The sequence below is a fragment of the Chitinophaga sp. genome (assembly GCF_036569185.1).
In the GTDB taxonomy this organism is placed as follows: domain Bacteria; phylum Bacteroidota; class Bacteroidia; order Chitinophagales; family Chitinophagaceae; genus Chitinophaga.
In genome coordinates this window covers 1-16,485 of record NZ_DATCRD010000419.1, presented here as the reverse complement: position 1 = coordinate 16,485, position 16,485 = coordinate 1, and the positions used below count along the sequence as shown (strand labels likewise).

14 protein-coding genes are annotated in these 16,485 nt (G+C 49.1%); 6 read left to right on the top strand and 8 right to left on the bottom strand.

The genetic code is table 11. From position 1 onward, the window contains the following. Positions 1-1,650, top strand: a 1,650-nt coding sequence (locus VIM72_RS31435) for a carbamoyltransferase family protein (protein ID WP_332006753.1), incomplete at its 5' end; no start/stop codon positions are given. A gap of 2 nt (positions 1,651-1,652) precedes the next feature. Further along, complete coding sequence (locus VIM72_RS31430; protein WP_332006752.1) at positions 1,653-2,639, top strand: glycosyltransferase; 987 nt, start codon at positions 1,653-1,655, stop codon at positions 2,637-2,639. Here VIM72_RS31430 and VIM72_RS31425 read toward each other — a convergent pair. The 5 genes from VIM72_RS31425 to VIM72_RS31405 all read right to left on the bottom strand — a co-directional run bounded on the left by VIM72_RS31425 (position 2,614) and on the right by VIM72_RS31405 (position 7,622). Further along, positions 2,614-3,723 carry a glycosyltransferase family 9 protein gene (locus VIM72_RS31425; protein ID WP_332006751.1) on the bottom strand — a complete coding sequence of 370 codons (1,110 nt, stop codon included), beginning with the start codon at positions 3,721-3,723 and terminating at the stop codon, positions 2,614-2,616. The genes VIM72_RS31430 and VIM72_RS31425 overlap by 26 nt on opposite strands. 5 nt (positions 3,724-3,728) lie before the next feature. Next, positions 3,729-5,207 carry a D-glycero-beta-D-manno-heptose 1-phosphate adenylyltransferase gene (gene rfaE2 / locus VIM72_RS31420; RefSeq protein WP_332006750.1) on the bottom strand — a complete coding sequence of 493 codons (1,479 nt, stop codon included), beginning with the start codon at positions 5,205-5,207 and terminating at the stop codon, positions 3,729-3,731. Beyond that, on the bottom strand, positions 5,191-5,775 hold the full coding sequence (locus VIM72_RS31415) for an HAD family hydrolase (RefSeq protein ID WP_332006749.1): 585 nt from the start codon (positions 5,773-5,775) through the stop codon (positions 5,191-5,193). Before VIM72_RS31415 ends, rfaE2 begins: the two co-directional genes overlap by 17 nt. Continuing rightward, positions 5,772-7,040, bottom strand: coding sequence for a glycosyltransferase family 1 protein (locus VIM72_RS31410; RefSeq protein WP_332006748.1), 1,269 nt, complete (start codon positions 7,038-7,040; stop codon positions 5,772-5,774). Before VIM72_RS31410 ends, VIM72_RS31415 begins: the two co-directional genes overlap by 4 nt. A gap of 324 nt (positions 7,041-7,364) precedes the next feature. Continuing rightward, on the bottom strand, positions 7,365-7,622 hold the full coding sequence (locus tag VIM72_RS31405) for a hypothetical protein (protein ID WP_332006747.1): 258 nt from the start codon (positions 7,620-7,622) through the stop codon (positions 7,365-7,367). An 84-nt stretch (positions 7,623-7,706) separates the two neighbouring features. Here VIM72_RS31405 and VIM72_RS31400 point away from each other — a divergent pair, with 84 nt between their 5' ends. Together VIM72_RS31400 and VIM72_RS31395 are read left to right on the top strand one after the other, a co-directional pair. After that, positions 7,707-9,104: an MmgE/PrpD family protein gene (locus tag VIM72_RS31400; protein WP_332006746.1), complete on the top strand. Its 1,398-nt coding sequence runs from the start codon at positions 7,707-7,709 to the stop codon at positions 9,102-9,104. Beyond that, a complete protein-coding gene (locus VIM72_RS31395) occupies positions 9,101-10,105 on the top strand; it encodes a glycosyltransferase family 9 protein (RefSeq protein WP_332006745.1) in 1,005 nt (334 codons plus the stop codon). Before VIM72_RS31400 ends, VIM72_RS31395 begins: the two co-directional genes overlap by 4 nt. A gap of 93 nt (positions 10,106-10,198) precedes the next feature. Here the strand turns inward: VIM72_RS31395 and VIM72_RS31390 are convergent, their stop codons facing one another. Continuing rightward, positions 10,199-11,197, bottom strand: coding sequence for a glycosyltransferase (locus VIM72_RS31390; protein ID WP_332006744.1), 999 nt, complete (start codon positions 11,195-11,197; stop codon positions 10,199-10,201). Positions 11,198-11,257: 60 nt separating this feature from the next. Further along, positions 11,258-11,764: a low affinity iron permease family protein gene (locus VIM72_RS31385; RefSeq protein ID WP_332006743.1), complete on the bottom strand. Its 507-nt coding sequence runs from the start codon at positions 11,762-11,764 to the stop codon at positions 11,258-11,260. Positions 11,765-12,017: 253 nt separating this feature from the next. Here VIM72_RS31385 and VIM72_RS31380 point away from each other — a divergent pair, with 253 nt between their 5' ends. Next, complete coding sequence (locus VIM72_RS31380; protein ID WP_332006742.1) at positions 12,018-13,745, top strand: hybrid sensor histidine kinase/response regulator; 1,728 nt, start codon at positions 12,018-12,020, stop codon at positions 13,743-13,745. Here VIM72_RS31380 and VIM72_RS31375 read toward each other — a convergent pair. Next, a complete protein-coding gene (locus tag VIM72_RS31375) occupies positions 13,742-14,695 on the bottom strand; it encodes a terpene synthase family protein (protein ID WP_332006741.1) in 954 nt (317 codons plus the stop codon). The two genes, VIM72_RS31380 and VIM72_RS31375, sit on opposite strands and share 4 nt — an antisense overlap. Positions 14,696-15,115: 420 nt before the next feature. Here VIM72_RS31375 and VIM72_RS31370 point away from each other — a divergent pair. Beyond that, a partial coding sequence (locus VIM72_RS31370) for a HAMP domain-containing sensor histidine kinase (protein ID WP_332006740.1) occupies positions 15,116-16,485 on the top strand: 1,370 nt, incomplete at its 3' end.

Below are 16,485 nucleotides of genomic sequence, written 5' to 3'. Positions count from 1 at the left end.
GCGGTGGAAGACGAGCGGTTCACGCACATCAAGCACGGGAAAAGACCCATTCCTTTTGCAGCCTACGAGCTGCCTTTTCACGCCATCGATTATTGTTTACGCACCGCCGGTATTCATGTGAACGAGGTGGATCATTTCGCTTACTCTTTTGATCCCTACCAGCTTATGGAACCGGAAGTAGCCAACACAGAAGAAATAAAGCTGCCGTTGTTTCCCGCGGAAAAACTCACCGCGGAAAAGTGGCAATCACCCTGGGACCCATTGTTCCTGCAGGCTATTGTAAACGCCAGGGGACAGCTGAACGATGGATATCCCCATCACCTGCAGCCCCGCTTTTACCAGGCCCACAGTAATCCTGAACAATGGCATCATATCGATCACCACCTCTGCCATGCAGCCAGTGCTTTTCTTCCTTCTCCTTATCATGAAGCAGCCGTAATGACCATCGATGGCCGCGGAGAACGAGCGACCACCACTTTCAGCAACGGCTTTGGCAATACCCTGCAAAGGATCAGCCAGGTGAACATGCCGCACTCACTGGGACTCCTATACGAAAAGATCACTACCCATCTTGGATTCCTTCATTCTTCTGATGAATACAAGGTGATGGCGCTGGCATCCTATGGCAAACCCGTTTTTGTAAATACATTGCGGGATATTATTTCCCTTTCAGACAACGGGCAGTACCAGGTGGAAGATATAGACCTCGCGGAAATACTGGGCCCGAAAAGGAAAAAGAATGATCCCTTCACCCCGCATCATTTCAACATTGCCCATTCCATGCAGCAGGTGTTGCAGGAAAGCGTGCTGGCCCTTGCTTCCTGGCTGAAACAGGAAACGAAAAGCGACACCCTTTGTTTTGCAGGCGGCGTAGCATTGAATTGTGTATTGAATGCCACTATCCGTGATGCCGGCATCTTCAAAAACATGTGGGTACAGCCGGCCGCCGGAGATGCAGGCACCGCGCTGGGCGCAGCCCTGTGGCTGGACGCCAGGATGCGGCACCCGGAGGGAAAAGATTTTGTGATGGATCATGCTTATTGGGGGCCAGCTTACCAGGATGAAGAGATAGAGCAGTTCCTGAAATGGACCAAAACGCCTTACCGCAGGCTGAATAATATTGCAGAAGAAACAGCAGAGCTGCTGGCGGCCGACAAAATTATCGGCTGGTTCCAGGGCCGCATGGAATTCGGGCCCAGGGCGCTGGGAAGCCGTTCTATTCTTGCCTCTCCCCTGCATGAAGAGATGCAGGCGCGGCTGAATGAGGTGAAAGACCGGGAAGATTTCCGGCCGGTAGCCCCCGTAGTGACAGAAGAAGACGCTGCTGAATGGTTTGAAAATGCAAAGCAGTCGCCCTACATGTTGTTCGTATACCCTGTGCGAAAGGACAAACAAGCCCTTATTCCGGCCGTTACGCATGTGGATGGCACCGCACGTATCCAAACCGTAAACGAGGCCCAGCATCCCGCTTATTACCAGCTTTTACAGGCTTTTAAAAAGAAGACCGGTGTACCTGTGCTGATCAATACTTCCTTTAACACATTGGGCAAACCCATTGTATGCACGCCCCGGGATGCGCTGGAATGTTTCTGGTCTTCTCCTTTTGATGCGCTGGTAATTGGTTCTTTCCTGGTTGAAAAAAAACAATAACGATGACAAAAGATTTAAAAATTTCCGTAGTGATCCCTACGTATCAAAGACCCCAGCTGCTGATGGAGTGCATTCATGCGCTGGCGTTGCAACACTTCGACAGGGAAGCGTTTGAAGTGCTGGTAGTAAGTGACGGCCCCGATGCGGCCACCAAAAAAGTAGTTAACTCGTGGAAAGCCACCGGCCTGTTGCAGCTGAAATATCTTAGCCTGCAGCGTAAAGCCGGTCCTGCAGCCGCCAGGAACAAGGGATGGAAAAATGCCGCCGCAAAAATCATCGCCTTTACTGACGACGATTGCCGGCCCGATCCTGAATGGCTGAACCGCATCTGGCTGCATCACCGGAAAGATGAGGACCTGGTGGCTTATACCGGTAAAGTAATAGTACCTATGCCCGACGAGCCGGCAATAACCGATCATGCATATAATACTTCCCATTTGGCGAAAGCTGAATTTATCACGGCGAACTGTGCGTGCACAAAAGCTGCGCTGGAACTTACCGGCGGGTTTGACGAACAGTTTACCATGGCCTGGCGGGAAGACAGCGACCTGGAATTTAACCTGCTTAAACACAACATTCCCATCAGGTACCTGCCGGTGGCGAGGGTCATTCATCCCGTGCGCAAAAGCGCCTGGGGAAGCAGTTTAGCGGATCAGCGCAAGGCTATATTTAATGCGTTGCTTTTCCGGAAATACCCGCAACTGTATAAAACCCGTATCCGGCAATCGCCGCCGCTCAAATACTATATTATGACCGGCAGCCTGGTGGCATTTATGATTTGCCTGTTACTGGGCAATTTAACAGCTGCTGCATTACTGCTGGGATGCTGGATACTGGGCTGGCTGTATTTCACTGCACAGCGTTTAATGCATACCAGCCGGCAGCCATCGCATATGCTGGAGATGTTGTATACATCTGCCTTTATTCCACTATTGTCTATTTACTGGCATTTTTACGGTAGCATTAAATACCGGGCTTTTTTTCTGTAGATGATCCGGCAGGTTGCAACAGTTTGTTCACCGCTTTCAGCACATTTTCCACCGTGGCTTTCTTCAGCTGATGTTTGGGGATCTGGTGGTAAGAATACTGCAGCAATACATTCCTGCTCTGCAATGCAGGCGGTACATCAAAATATAATACCTCGTTTCTCACCCGCCAGGGCGTATGCTGCAAATTGGTAAGCGCATATAATACCACCACGGGGGTACCGGTAGCCGCAGCGATATGAATGGTGCCGGTGTTAACAGAAATTACAAGCGGGCTTTTGCGGATCAGCAAGGCAAATTCAGCCACAGATAATGTTCCCGCCAGGTTAACAGCCCCTTCCCCAATAGCGTTCTTCAGTATTTCCGCATCCGCCTCTTCACCGGTGTTGCCGGTGATCAGCAGCTGGCATTGGTGTTGGGCAATGATCTGCCGCCCTATTTCCACCCATTTATGAAAGTTATATTGCCGCTTTGCATCCTGTACCATCGGGTGCATAACGATCCAGGGCCTGAGATGATCGGCTCCGCAGAGTCTCATTTTCTTTATGATGCCGGGCCAATGCGTTTCATTTGTTTGCAGCGACAACCTGGTGCTGATCACCTCTGCGCCTGCGTGGGCAACCAGGTTGAGGTCGCGTTCCACCTGGTGGTGAATAACATGTAGCGGTTCTTCGTCCGGGATCCAGTGACTTAGCAACTGGTAGGGATTCTCCCTGCAATAGGCAAGCCGCAGCGGGATACCGGCTTCAAAAGCCAGCATAGCGGTTGGCAATGGGTTCTGGCTGTATACGGTAAAAATGATCGCTGCATCAAAATGTTCTTTCCGCAGGGTTTCTACCAGTTCCCTGTAGGTTTCAGGCGTAGCCACATGATCGTGCTTCACCCAGGGCGCATTAAAAATAATGACCTGGTCTATTTCGGGGATACCAGCCGTTACCGGTGCGGCGGCGGCAGAAGTAAGCAAGGCCAGGTGGCAGTGAAAAGATTCCTTTAAGGCCCTGAAAGCAGGTGTGCTCATCAACAGATCGCCCATATTATCCAGGCGGATGCACAATATTTTCTTACAATCTTTCCAATGTACATTCATAATATCTAAGCAGGATGTGATAATTGCCAGGCAGATATTTTACGGATAATCGCGGTGGTAGATCTTCCTTTCACCAATGGCAGCAGCACTATTTCTCCATGCAGCTCTTCCACCAACCGGGCTTCCGGCAGGTCTTCCAGGGAATAGTCGCCCCCTTTTACAAACACCTGGGGCCGCAGCGCGTTGATCAGGGGCGCCGGCGTATCATCCGCAACGTCGCCAAACGGGATGATGTGCGTTACCGCGCCCAGCCCGGACAATACCTGCATACGTTCGGCGAGGGTATTTACGGGCCGGTCGTTGCCCTTCAGGCGGCGTATGCTGTCGTCTGTATTAATTCCCACAATCAGCACATCGCCCAGCTCGCGTGCACGGCAGAGGTAATTCACATGACCACTGTGCAGGATGTCGAAGCAGCCGTTGGTAAATACCACCTTCCTGCCATTGCTGCGATACAGGTTACCCAGCGCTTCCAGTGTATCCGTGCCCGTTATTACCTTACTATCAAGCGCCACTGCCGCCAGCAGATCCCTTGAACTACAACAGGCCGTAGTGCTTTTACTGATAGCGATAGATGCCGCCATACCGGCTACTGCAGCAGCTTCGGCAGCACCGGCCCCGTGAAGGGAAGCTGCGGTGAAGGCGCTGATATAACTATCGCCCGCACCGGAGACCTGTGGGTGCAATACTTTTTTTGCAGGCGTATGCAGCAGGAACCTGTCTTCCTCAAAAATCAATGCACCGGCTTCATCAAGCGTAACCGCAGTAATACGGGCGCCGGTTGCGCCGAATATTTTTTCGCCCGCCTGCTGCAGGGCATTCAACCTGTTACTCTTGTTGAGGTTCAGTTGCAGTAAGCGGGCAATCTCTTCACTGTTGGGTTTTACAAGCGCCGGTTGCAGCTCCCGGTACGCGGTAAGATCTTTTGCATCCACGGCGAGAAAAGGCCGGTGCTGGTATTGCAGGCCCTTCAATGCACCGATAACGCGGGGCGTTAGTAATCCTTTCTGGTAATCAGCCAGCACTACGGCATCAAAATCTGCGTATATCCGTTCCAGTTGTTCTATCACCCTGTCTTCCGTTTCCGGGCCGATAGCTGTTTCCGTGCCGGTGTCATAACGCGCAATAAGCTGGGTACCCGCCATCAGCCGGGTTTTACAGATAGTACGGCGGTGCTCCTGTGAAAGGAAACAGGTACTGATATGATGCCGGTTGAACAGTTGTTTTAATTGCCTGGCGGCGGGATCGTTCCCGGTAATGCCCAGGCAGGTGACTTTCATCCCCAGCCCGGCGAGATTTATAGCCGTGTTGCCAGCGCCACCGGCAGCATATTCGCGGCTGCTTACCTCTATCACCGGTGCTGTTGCCTCGGGGCAGAGGCGATGGCTTTCTCCTTTCATATATATGTCGAGCAACAGATCGCCCACCACCAGTACCGATAGCTTTTTCCCATTTGCGCACATCTGCCTAATAAGTAAATCCATATACAGGGTTCTTTGAATGTTCTATAATAATATCCGCTGCAGCCGGCCATGAATCTGCCTTATGCAAAGGAGTCCGGTATTCACCGGGTTTCCACATGGTTTCATGACCGTTATCCAGTAATACCGTTTTGCAACCTGCACGGTTACCGGCTTCTATATCATGAAGAATATCCCCGATCATCCAGGACGATGGCAGGTGTACCTGGTGCTCCCTTGCAGCCTGCAATATCATACCGGCCGAAGGCTTCCTGCACTGGCAGGTCTGACGGTATTGTTTCAGCGTTGCCTGCGGATGATGCGGGCAATAGTAAAAACCATCGAGCCAGGCGCCTTCATCACGGAGCAGGCTGTTGATATGATTAAATACACCTACCAGCATAATTTCACGGAAATATCCCTTGGCCACTCCCGCCTGGTTGGTAACCAGTATCAATACATAACCGGCCTGCCGCAAACGCCGGAGCGATTCTCCCGCAAAGGGCTCCAGTACAATTTTCTCCGGGCTTACATTGTACGGCTCATCTTTGATAAGTGTGCCGTCTTTGTCAATAAATACTGCTCTTTTCATACGGCCCGTTTTATGGCAGCCGCTTCGCTTCTTCCTGCACTTCTTGCTAATACTTCGTTATAAAGTTTGTGCATCCTGGAAGCCACCTGCTGCCAGGTAAATAATTTACGTACTCTTCTTACCGCCTGCTCTCCCATTTCATTGATCCTTCCCGGTGCATGCAATAACTCACTGATAGCAGTTGCCAGCGCATCAGGGTCTCTGGGAGGCACCAGCTTGCCTGTAACGTCGTCGGCTACACTGTATTTTATACCTCCTACATTTGAGCCGATCACCGGCGTGCCACAGGCCATGGATTCCAATGGTGTAATACCAAATGGCTCATACCAGGGTGTGGTGATAAAAAGATCAGCGGCAGAATAATAATACTTCAGCTCGTCGCGGTTCTTATGCCCGGCAAATTGTATCCCTGCGGTTACGCCCAGCTCTTTGGCCAGCATCTTCAGCCGCTGGGCCTCGTGGTTATGCTGGGTAGGATTGGCATCTCCTCCCACTACGATCAACCGGACGTTCTGATGCCGGCGGCAGCTTAACTTTGATAATGCCTGTATCACGTTATCGATGCCTTTACGGGGAACAATACGGCCAAGCTGTAACAATATTTTTTCGTCTTTTGGCAACCGCAGCATGATGCGGGCCAGTTGTTTATCTATGGGAAACAGTTCATCAAGGTTAACGCCACAGGGAATAACTGCAATCCTGTCGGCCGGCGCATCGTAATACTTCAGCAAATCTTCACGGTCCTGCGGGCATTCGGCTACAATACCATCTGCCATCATCATTGCCTGTTCTTCAATCACAAGCCTTTCGGGCGGGAAACGGTCGTTCTCTCCCTGGAACAATTGCCGGATATGCCCCAGCGCATGAAAGGTGATCACATAAGGAATATGCAGTAAACATTTTATTTCCATTGCCACGAGTGCCGACATAAAGAAGTTAGCATGAATCAACTGGTAATCCATCCGTTCATCCCTGATAAACTGCAGCATATCTTCCCGGAAAGCTGCCATGTATGGCAACAGCTTCTCCTTCTCTATCGCTTCCGGTGGCCCTGCATCCACATGAATAATCCTGATTCCCTGTCTCCACTGCAAACAGCGGGGATACTCGCGGTTCTCCCTGCGCGTGAAGATATCTACAGCATATCCCTTTTGTGTAAGCTGTCTTGCCAGTTCCGCCACATATACGTTTTGGCCGCCGGCGTCCACACCACCCAGTATTGCTAACGGGGAAGCATGCTCGCTGATAAATGCTATCCTTTTCATACAATCAATTTTTGTCCAGAAACTGATGAACTTCATTTTTTAAAAAACAACAATAGCACCAAGCCAAAAATGGCTATCAGCAAGCGTTTTCAGCGGCACTATCATATGATTTCATGAGCCTGATTTAAACGCCTGTATGGTAAAGCGGTTCCATAGAAAACACCCTGCCGGCGCCATACATAGCAAGATCGGGCATTGGGGCGCTTATAGGATAGAATAAAATTCACACAACAAGCATTAATCTCTACAATACGCTGGTGCGGTATGCACAAAAAAAATGGATACAACGCAGGTATCCATTTTCTGTACGGGCTAATTAAATGGTCAGGATCTTTTATGCTGTTGTATAGCTTCCCATATCTGTTGTACAATATATCCTCCTTCCATTTCTGTAAGGCGTGGCGAGCAGGTAAAGCCATCCCCGTTTTCCATCAGCATCAGGTTGTCGGGTACGGCATGATGGAACATTTCCCCTATATTATTGTTCAGCAGGTAATACACGGAATGGCCGTTATAGGTATCCGGCTGAATGTCCAGCATATACGCCTGGCCATTCACCGTTGCGTTTAAGTGTTGTATCATAACAAAAGGTTTTATAAATCCACCACAACTATTACACCAGTACAACTGGCATGTTTCTGGTCGTTGCCGTTGATTAAAAACCTTATGAATACGCAGATCCAGATGATGGCGGAATATACCAACAGCATTGAGTTCTCTTCCTTACCGCCTGCTATTATCCGACAACTGAAAATCCATTTGCTTGACAGCCTGGCCTCCCTGGTGTTCTCCACACGGGAATCCCTTCCACAAAAAGTGGCGCAGGGGCTCGGCAGGTTGTCTGGCACGCAGGGAGCAGATTTTCCCCTGAAGCTGACGCCTAATTTTGCTGCCCAGTATTATACCACGCTGATCAGGTATCCCGATTTCATGGATAATTTCCTGGCAAAAGAATCTACCTGCCATCCCAGCGACAATATAGGCGCCCTGCTGGCTGTTGCCCATATAGCGGAGATCAGTGGCGATGAATTCCTGGCGGCCATGGCCTTATCTTATGAAATGGAATGCCGGCTCACAGAACAATTACCGGTAATGATCACCGGGCATGACCATACCACCCTGCTGGCATTTTCCGCCACTGCAGGGATGGGCAAACTGCTGAAGCTGCCGGCAGATCAGTTGATGAATGCGTTAGGTATTGCAGGCTGCAGCTATCATCCGCTGGTCACCTCCCGCGCCTCGTATACCACGCAGTGGAAAGGACTGGCGTCATCGCTGGTAAATGAAGGCTGTATGACCATCTGTATGCTGGCGCAGGAAGGCGTTACCGGACCGGTGCAGTTATTTGAAATTCCCGAAAAAGGATTCAATGACATCTATGGTATGAAGCTGGAGTACGACTGGCCCAAAGATAAATTTGAACTGATCCCCCGTTGCTGCCTGAAAACCTATAACGCTGAAGTACACACGCAAAGCGCTATTGCTGCGGCTGTAGAACTAAGGGAACAACACCATATAAAAGCGGAGGATATCAAACAGGTGGATGTAACCACCTTTCTTACCGCCTTCCATATTGTTGGCGGCGGCGAATATGGCAACCGCACCCTGGTGCATACCAAAGAGCAGGCAGACCACAGTATGGCCTACGTCATAGCAGTGGCATTGCTGGACGGAGAAGTAACACCCGCGCAACTTACCCCTGAACGGATCACCCGCACAGATGTGCAGGAATTGTTGCAAAAGGTAAACAGCCACACCGGTTTTCCTTTGCACAAACCTGTAAAAGTAGCAGGACTGCTGGATCCGTACACTGCCGCGTATCCCGACAAGCTGAAAAGCAGTGTAGCCATCCGTATGAAAAATGGTACAATATTTAAAGCGGAAAAAGATACTTATAAAGGATTCTATACAACACCATTCACCTGGGAAGATGCAGCAGAAAAATTCAAAAGACTGGCAGCAGGAAGGATACCGGAAAACAGTATCGGGCAGATTACAGAAATGGTAGCAGACCTTGAGCACAGCAGTATTAATCAACTGTTACAGATAATTTTTAAATCATGATGTTCAACGATATAAAACGCATTGCCATATTAAGGGCATTACAGCTGGGCGACCTGTTATGCGCCGTCCCGGCCTTCCGTGCGTTGAGAGCCGCTTTCCCGCATGCGCATATCACGCTTATCGGGCTGCCCTGGGCCAATACTTTCCAGCAGCGGTTTTCACATTATATAGATGAAGTGATGGTATTTCCCGGTTACCCCGGGCTGCCGGAACAACCGCCAGACCCACCTGCATTCAACACATTTATGAGCGCTGTGAAAAACAACCGGTATGATCTTATGCTGCAGATGCAGGGCAACGGCACCCTGGTAAATCCGCTGGTACAATCGATGGGCGCCAGGTGTACCGGCGGTTTTACGCCTAAAGGCGCCGTTCCTGAAAACGGATTATTCGTTCCCTACCCGGAAGATCTGCATGAAATAGAACGGCATCTTTACCTGCTGGAGCAACTGGGCATTCCTTCTGCAGGCACCCATCTTGAATTTCCGCTGACCAGCGCCGACCGGGAGTCTTTCCACAGGTTGCAACTACCCTGCGACGATTATACCTACATCTGTATACATCCTGGTTCCCGCGCAGCCTGGCGGCAGTGGCCACCTCCTTACTTTGCCGCTATGGCCGATCACCTTGCGGAGCAGGGATGGAAAATAGTGCTCACCGGTAGCATAGAAGAAAAGGAACTGACACTGGCGGTAAAAAGCTACATGTGCTTTCCTGCTTTGGATGTGGCGGGAGAACTGAGCCTTGGTGGTATGGCAGTGCTGGTAAAAAAATCAAGGGCGCTTGTATCCAATTGTACCGGCGTATCCCATATTGCTGCCGCCACTGCCACTCCCAGCGTCATCATCAGTATGGATGGAGAGCCCCATCGCTGGGCGCCGCTGAATACGCACCTGCATTGTACCACCGACTGGACACGGCATAACGACTTCGACCGCATGCTGGTAAAAGCCGACCAGTTACTGGCCCGTACAGAAAGCAGGTGTTACCACCGTGCTTAATAATGGGAAATGCTTGTCCAGCCGGGTTCCTGCCATTAGGCTAAGTGCGCAGTAATGGGGAAACTTGATCCAGCCACATTTCTGCCATCCCGGTTAATGTGTTGTAAGTACCGGCTCTGCAGAAAAGAGCCCCTCAGGTTGCCAGTCGGTGCTGGTTACCTGGCGAAACACCTGTTCCCATTCACTGGTAAACCGGGTGATATTAAACAATGTAGCTGCTGTTTCCTTTGCTCTTGCTCCCAGCAACCTGGCATGGTCATGATCATTTAAAAGCAGCTGCATTTTTTCTATGAGGTAATTTACATCAGTATGTATGTACCCGTTTTCACCATCTTTAATCACTGTTACCAATTCCGTAGTGGCCAGCGCTACCACAGGCATTCCCTGCATCATGGCTTCACAAACAGCCAGCGCCAGGCTGGTATGTCTTACCGGGTGAAAATAAAACCTGAACCTGCTGCGAAAGGCAGGAAGATCCGGATGCAGCACTTCACCTCCTTCCTGGTTGCCCATCCCTGCCAGCTCAAGCGGTACCTTCCTGCTCACCTGGTCATAAATATCCCAGCCAAGGGTACGGCCGCGTTGCCTGAGATGGTTAATCGTAACCAGTCCCCTGGGCAGATCGCCGCAATAGGGATAAGGCGAATCCGTAACGCCGTGGCTAATAACGGTAACGGGGGTACGATTATTATTCCACATCAGCTTGTTGAAGTGAGTAACGTGCACCAGTAATACCATGGGGTCGTCTACTACGTGCGACTGGTTCACCGGGTCTTTCGGGGGCGTATTGTGCTCCAGGTAAATACGCGGCAACCGCTGCTGGGCGGCAGAAAGCACTTCAAACTGGTCTGTGAGGTAATTCTTCTCCGACTGGAAAAGGATACAATCAAACGCATAATGTTTTACTTCTTCAAAAGGAATTTCATGCACATTATCACCGAAGGGAAATGTTTCTCCCCTTCCATAATATCCTTCTTCACGGTTTTCCTTTACAGGGATATATAATTCATAATTTCCCTGGGAGAGATAGTACAGGTAGCTGCCATGTACATGCCAGGTAAATATGCGCAGTTTTTCAGAGACATGGTACATAAGTTATTTTTTATGGAGATCATCAATAATAACACCAAAACAACGGTATATTCAACGGGGTTATTGTTCCTGTTTATTTCCATTTTTAGGCTTTTTGCGCTTGCGCAATTCGTCCTCATGCTTACTCAAAGCGTCTCCTATGGCTTCTTCCACCGAGTGTGATTCTGTCATGCTCATTCTTTTCCTTGTTTCTTCCACCATTACACAATAGTATTTATGTAATACATCCAGTTCCTCTTCCGATAAATTCTCTACGTCTATCAACCGGTTGCTGGCTGCCTTGTTTGCCGCAATAAGCTCATTGAGCTTCAGCTGTACTGACTTGGCATCTTTATTCTGCGATTTCTGTATAATAAATACCATCAGGAAAGTGATGATGGTAGTACCGGTATTAATGACCAGCTGCCAGGTGTCGGAATAACCGAAAACAGGGCCGCTCACGGCCCATACAATGATCACACCGAGGGCTATAAAAAATGCCCAGGGACTGCCCGTAGCGGCAATCACCTTTGTGGCCATGGTTTCAAAGAAATTGGTGTGGCTCTTTTTGTTGGTTAGCGCTTTCATAACATTGGATGTTTAGTTCCTGTTATGAAGCTGTGCAACTTTTGCACCAGCGCTTTTTCCGGGGAAAAACCGGGTTCCATACCCCGGTTTGCCCCTTGTTTGCCACGGCGATATCCCGGAGTGTCCCCGGCTGTTTCCCGTTTTACGCATGTTCCCGGTAATTCGTATATTGTTTCTGATTTCTTTACAGAAGACACAACAGAATGTATACGTTTAACACGGCATCTACCCTCAAAAATGACGCATGTACCTTTTGAATATTATTAAGAACGCCGGTACCCGGTATGTTACCGAACCAGAAAAGCGTACACTCATTATTATCAATTCCCTGGCCTTTCTGACCGGTATGCTGGTTTTTATTTTAGGAGGCGTTTTCTACCTGCTGGTCCACAGCCTGCTGATCCTGCTGCCCCTGATACTGGAGGGCATTGGTATGTTTGGCGTGATTGTATTAAATGGAATGGGCAAGCGGAACAGCGCCAACCTCGGCATGTTTGCACTCCATTATGTAGCTGCCGGCTACTGGACAATTTTACTGGGCAATGCCATTCCTATTGAAGTGGTGATCGCCTTTTTACTGATCTTCCTTATATGCGGTTCTTTCCTTGTATACAGGCAGCATAAGATAAGAATGCCGTTACTCCTGGCCATAGGGGTATTGCTGGTGGTAACACAGGCCAACAGCTATTTCGGTTTTATCAAACCAATTGAGCTCAGCTCCACTTCCGCCTATATTATGCGGCTTTGTACCACCAGCGGGATGCTTACTTTTATCCTCTTTGTGATCTTTGAATTTATGAACGAGATCATCCGGCTGATGGACGACCTGGGCAAGTCAAACAAGGTGCTGTCTGCCAACGCCGCTTTTTTACGGGAAACCTTTCACGAGCTGAAAACGCCACTGAATAGTATTTATGGCATTGCCCAATTGCTGGACCTTGCCAGGAATGCCAATAAGCATGTTCCCGTTATACAGGAAATAGATATGGACCTGAAAAATCTACTGGGCGCGGGCCAGTTGTCGAAAGACATTGTAAATAACGTACTGGACCTGAAACGGATAGAAGCGGGTAAATTCATGGATATTAAGATGGGCGTCGTTCATTTGCGGCACTGCATAGAGCAGTGCATGGCGATGAACCAGTACACGGGGGTACTGCAGGGCGTTAGCCTGGCGCTGGACTACCGGCTGCCGCAACAGTTTATAGAAAGTGATGAAATAGTGCTGATTAAAATCATCAATAACCTGACTTCCAATGCCGTAAAATTTTCGCCTGCCGGAGGAGAGGTGCTGATCAGTGTTTACCTGGATGGAACTTCGCTTTGCGTGCGGGTGAAAAATAAGGGAGAGATAACGCCGGAGCGGCAGGAAAAGTTATTTCTTCCCTATGAATCGGAGCGGAATCATATTACCTCCGGCACAGGCATCGGCCTGCACCTCACCAAGCAGCTCATCACCCTGCTGGAAGGTAGCATTCATGTGATCAGTGAAGAGGGGCATACTATTTTTGAATTTGCTATTCCCTACCGGCCGGCGCATCCGCCTGCCAGTGCCGGGAAGAAGTTTGAGATCGGGAAAGATGAATTTGAAGGACTGAAGGTATTGGTTGTAGATGATAACCAGATGAACCAGTATGTGATTGAAAAGTTTGTTCGCAAAGGCGGCGCTACCGTATTGTTGAGCAGTGATGGTAAAGAAGCGCTGGAAACCGCCCTGGCGGAAAAACCCGATATCATTATCACCGACTCACAGATGCCGGTCATGAACGGGCGGGAATTCCTGCTGGCGCTGCGCGCCATCCCTGCCTTTACCGGGACGCCTTTTATTGTTATATCGGGAGATGCATTCAACAAATACAGTAACGAATCCGAAGAGCTTTTAAAACTGGGCGCCACCGCCTTTTTTAACAAGCCATTTTCTTTTGAAGAGCTGTATACTGAAATGAAGAAGCATCTCCCGGCTAAATCTATAAAAGCCTAAACTTTACTTTTATACCGCTCTGTATCAATGAGGGCCCAGTCGAAATAGGCTTTGATAGCAATGTACAGCCCTTCAATATACACATCCAGCTGTGCATTGATTTCCTTGCTCCAGAAAGGCAAACTGGCCCGGTGCTCTTCCAGCGTCCGCAAATTACCGTGGTATTCATCCGAAATCTGCTGAATGGCTTCTTCCAGGGAAATGCTCAGTTCCTGCTCATAAATCAGTACCAGGTTCAGTCCCTTTGTTTTCAGTTCCCTCTCCCGTTCCAGCGAATGCAGGTCGTTCGCCAGGTTGGCCGTAAGGTTCAGCAGGAGCTCTATCTTCTTCACCAGCCAATGTTCATACACTTCTTCCGGCAGGTCGATCTTCCCGAAAATACTCACCAGGGGAAACATAATATAGAACCCTGTTTTGGGCCGCCACTGCAGGTATTCCCGGATAGTGGGACTATAATCCCCTTCCTGCATTTCTGTTTCCCACAGGCATTCTTCAAAATAGGATATCATCTCTTTGCAGAACAGGGAAAAAAGAAAGGGGGAACTGAGATCAGAGAAGCGGTTGCGGATGTTGACCAGGGCATCATTGAGGGGTGTTTCCACGGTACTTTCCCGGTGTTCCATAATGGCGATAAACCCGTTCAGCATATTGCGCAGCCAGGCGCCTTCCAGGGTACCGGAAGAAAAGCGGTCGCATTTATCGTCGATAGTGAACAGCCAGGTGATCAGATCGCCTACCAGGCATAGTTCCTTGTAACTGGCCGCAGGATACTCCCTGGCAGCATACCAGCCGAACTTCCCTTTGTTGAACCGTTTGAGTTTTTCGGGCGATTCCAGGCGGAATTCATGGGCCCATTTGAAAGTGTGTTCCTGTACTTCTTCTGCGAGCGGGCTAATGGCAGGAGGAACCGGGAATTCCAGGGCAGGAATGAAAAGGGTTTGTGTGTCCATGTGTTTAGTGTTTATTAAGTGAAAAGAAATCGGCATACGGAATCAAACCGGCCGGGGCCGGGATAAAGGGCATCAAAATGGATAAATGGTTGACATTCAGACAATGAGCGTAATATGCGGGTCAGCCGGTATGGATGATCGGATACGTTATAACAAAAGTCTATAAAAATGTTTTAGCAGGGAACGGTTTATGGTATTTACGTAGAGAAGGCCTTCCCGGATAACGGTGCAGGAATAAGGGAAGTACCCCTAACATATTTATGTTTTACCAGATATAAGAATCTTTTTTTGAAGAAAAAATATGCTTATATTAACATTCGATTAACTCATTCCGATGTATATCTGCTTAGATTTACCTGAACCCAATGGAGTCTACATGCCTGAGATGATACATTCGCCTAACCCTCTAAATAGCCTTGCATGATAACTGGTAACTATCCTACAACTGCGGCCATTAAGGCCATGCTCATTAAACCCATCCTGGCCGGCACACTGCATATAGGCAAAGCAGAAGAAAAACGCCCTGTCATAATTATTAATGCAATGGCTATTGTGCTGAGCGTCCTGGTAATTGGTGTTGGCAGCTATTTCTATTATCTTAAAAGTTCCGTATTTTTCCTGATCGGTATTCCCCTGGAAACACTTAGTTTCTTTGCTGTTATCCGGCTAAATCATATACGGCAGTATTTTAACGCCAACCTGCTGATGCTGAGCACCAACGCTATCTTTATCGCCTACTGGTCTACCGTGCTCGGATCCAGCATTTCCCTGGAACTATTATTAGCCTTTAATACCATCATTATATTCCACCTGAGCTCTGCTTTTTTCCTGTATAAGAAGAGCGGGGCCCTGCTGGCCTGTATCATAGCTACCATCATCTTCGCTGCATGGATGGTCGCTAATTCACATTATAACTTTATCCAGCCGTTACAGCTTTCGCCGGATGTGTCTTTAACCATGAGATGGTCTACCACGGTTGCGTTGCTGGTATTTATATTAAGCGTGATGATGTCTTACGTGGCGCAGATCAGGAGCCTGCTGGCATCCGCCCAGAAACACCGGGAGGCGTCTGAAAGGAAAAGTGTTTTTTTACGGGAGGTATTCCATGAAATACGGACGCCCATGAACGCCATCTTCTCCATTGGCCAGCTGTTTGAATTGCGGAAATCCCAATATTCCATTGCCGAAAGGAAGGAAATCAACCAGCTGTTTGCTTCCTGCTACCTGGCCCGCAATATCATCAACCATGTGCTGGAAATGTCGAGGATAGAGTCGGGGAATTTCTATTCCATCATGAAAGAATCCGTGAGTTTAAAGGACTGTGTATCTCATTGTATAGCGGTTAACAGTTACCTGGCGGCATCGAGGGGGATTAAGATCGACCTGCGGTTCGACCGGCAGCTGATGCACCCCATCAACAGCGACAGCCTTCTGCTGATCAAGATCCTGAACAACATACTGTCGAATGCCGTGAAATTTGCCAGCGGCAATTCCACGATCCATGTAAGCTGTACGAAGGAAGAAGACCAGATCCTTTTCAAGGTAAGGAACCAGGGCGTGGTAGACCCGGAAATTGCCACCAGGATGTTCGACCGGTTTGTGTCAAAACGGGAACAGTTTGAAGGCACAGGACTTGGCTTATCCATCACCAAACACCTGGTTGGTCTTTTTGGCGGGGATATTATACTGGAACCAGTTGACCCTTCCGCTCCTGCTACCACTACCATTGCATTCAATATTCCCTATGAAGCCGGTACCGGGAAAATCAGGCAGCAGCTGCCACCTAAGTT

Excerpts from the sequence above, each read along its gene's own strand:
- VIM72_RS31430 (WP_332006752.1), top strand. The coding sequence starts at position 1,653 with ATGACAAAAGATTTAAAAATTTCCGTAGTGATCCCTACGTATCAAAGA.
- VIM72_RS31425 (WP_332006751.1), bottom strand. The coding sequence starts at position 3,723 with ATGAATGTACATTGGAAAGATTGTAAGAAAATATTGTGCATCCGCCTG.
- rfaE2 (WP_332006750.1), bottom strand. The coding sequence starts at position 5,207 with ATGGATTTACTTATTAGGCAGATGTGCGCAAATGGGAAAAAGCTATCG.
- VIM72_RS31415 (WP_332006749.1), bottom strand. The coding sequence starts at position 5,775 with ATGAAAAGAGCAGTATTTATTGACAAAGACGGCACACTTATCAAAGAT.
- VIM72_RS31410 (WP_332006748.1), bottom strand. The coding sequence starts at position 7,040 with ATGAAAAGGATAGCATTTATCAGCGAGCATGCTTCCCCGTTAGCAATA.
- VIM72_RS31405 (WP_332006747.1), bottom strand. The coding sequence starts at position 7,622 with ATGATACAACACTTAAACGCAACGGTGAATGGCCAGGCGTATATGCTG.
- VIM72_RS31400 (WP_332006746.1), top strand. The coding sequence starts at position 7,707 with ATGAATACGCAGATCCAGATGATGGCGGAATATACCAACAGCATTGAG.
- VIM72_RS31395 (WP_332006745.1), top strand. The coding sequence starts at position 9,101 with ATGATGTTCAACGATATAAAACGCATTGCCATATTAAGGGCATTACAG.
- VIM72_RS31390 (WP_332006744.1), bottom strand. The coding sequence starts at position 11,197 with ATGTACCATGTCTCTGAAAAACTGCGCATATTTACCTGGCATGTACAT.
- VIM72_RS31385 (WP_332006743.1), bottom strand. The coding sequence starts at position 11,764 with ATGAAAGCGCTAACCAACAAAAAGAGCCACACCAATTTCTTTGAAACC.
- VIM72_RS31375 (WP_332006741.1), bottom strand. The coding sequence starts at position 14,695 with ATGGACACACAAACCCTTTTCATTCCTGCCCTGGAATTCCCGGTTCCT.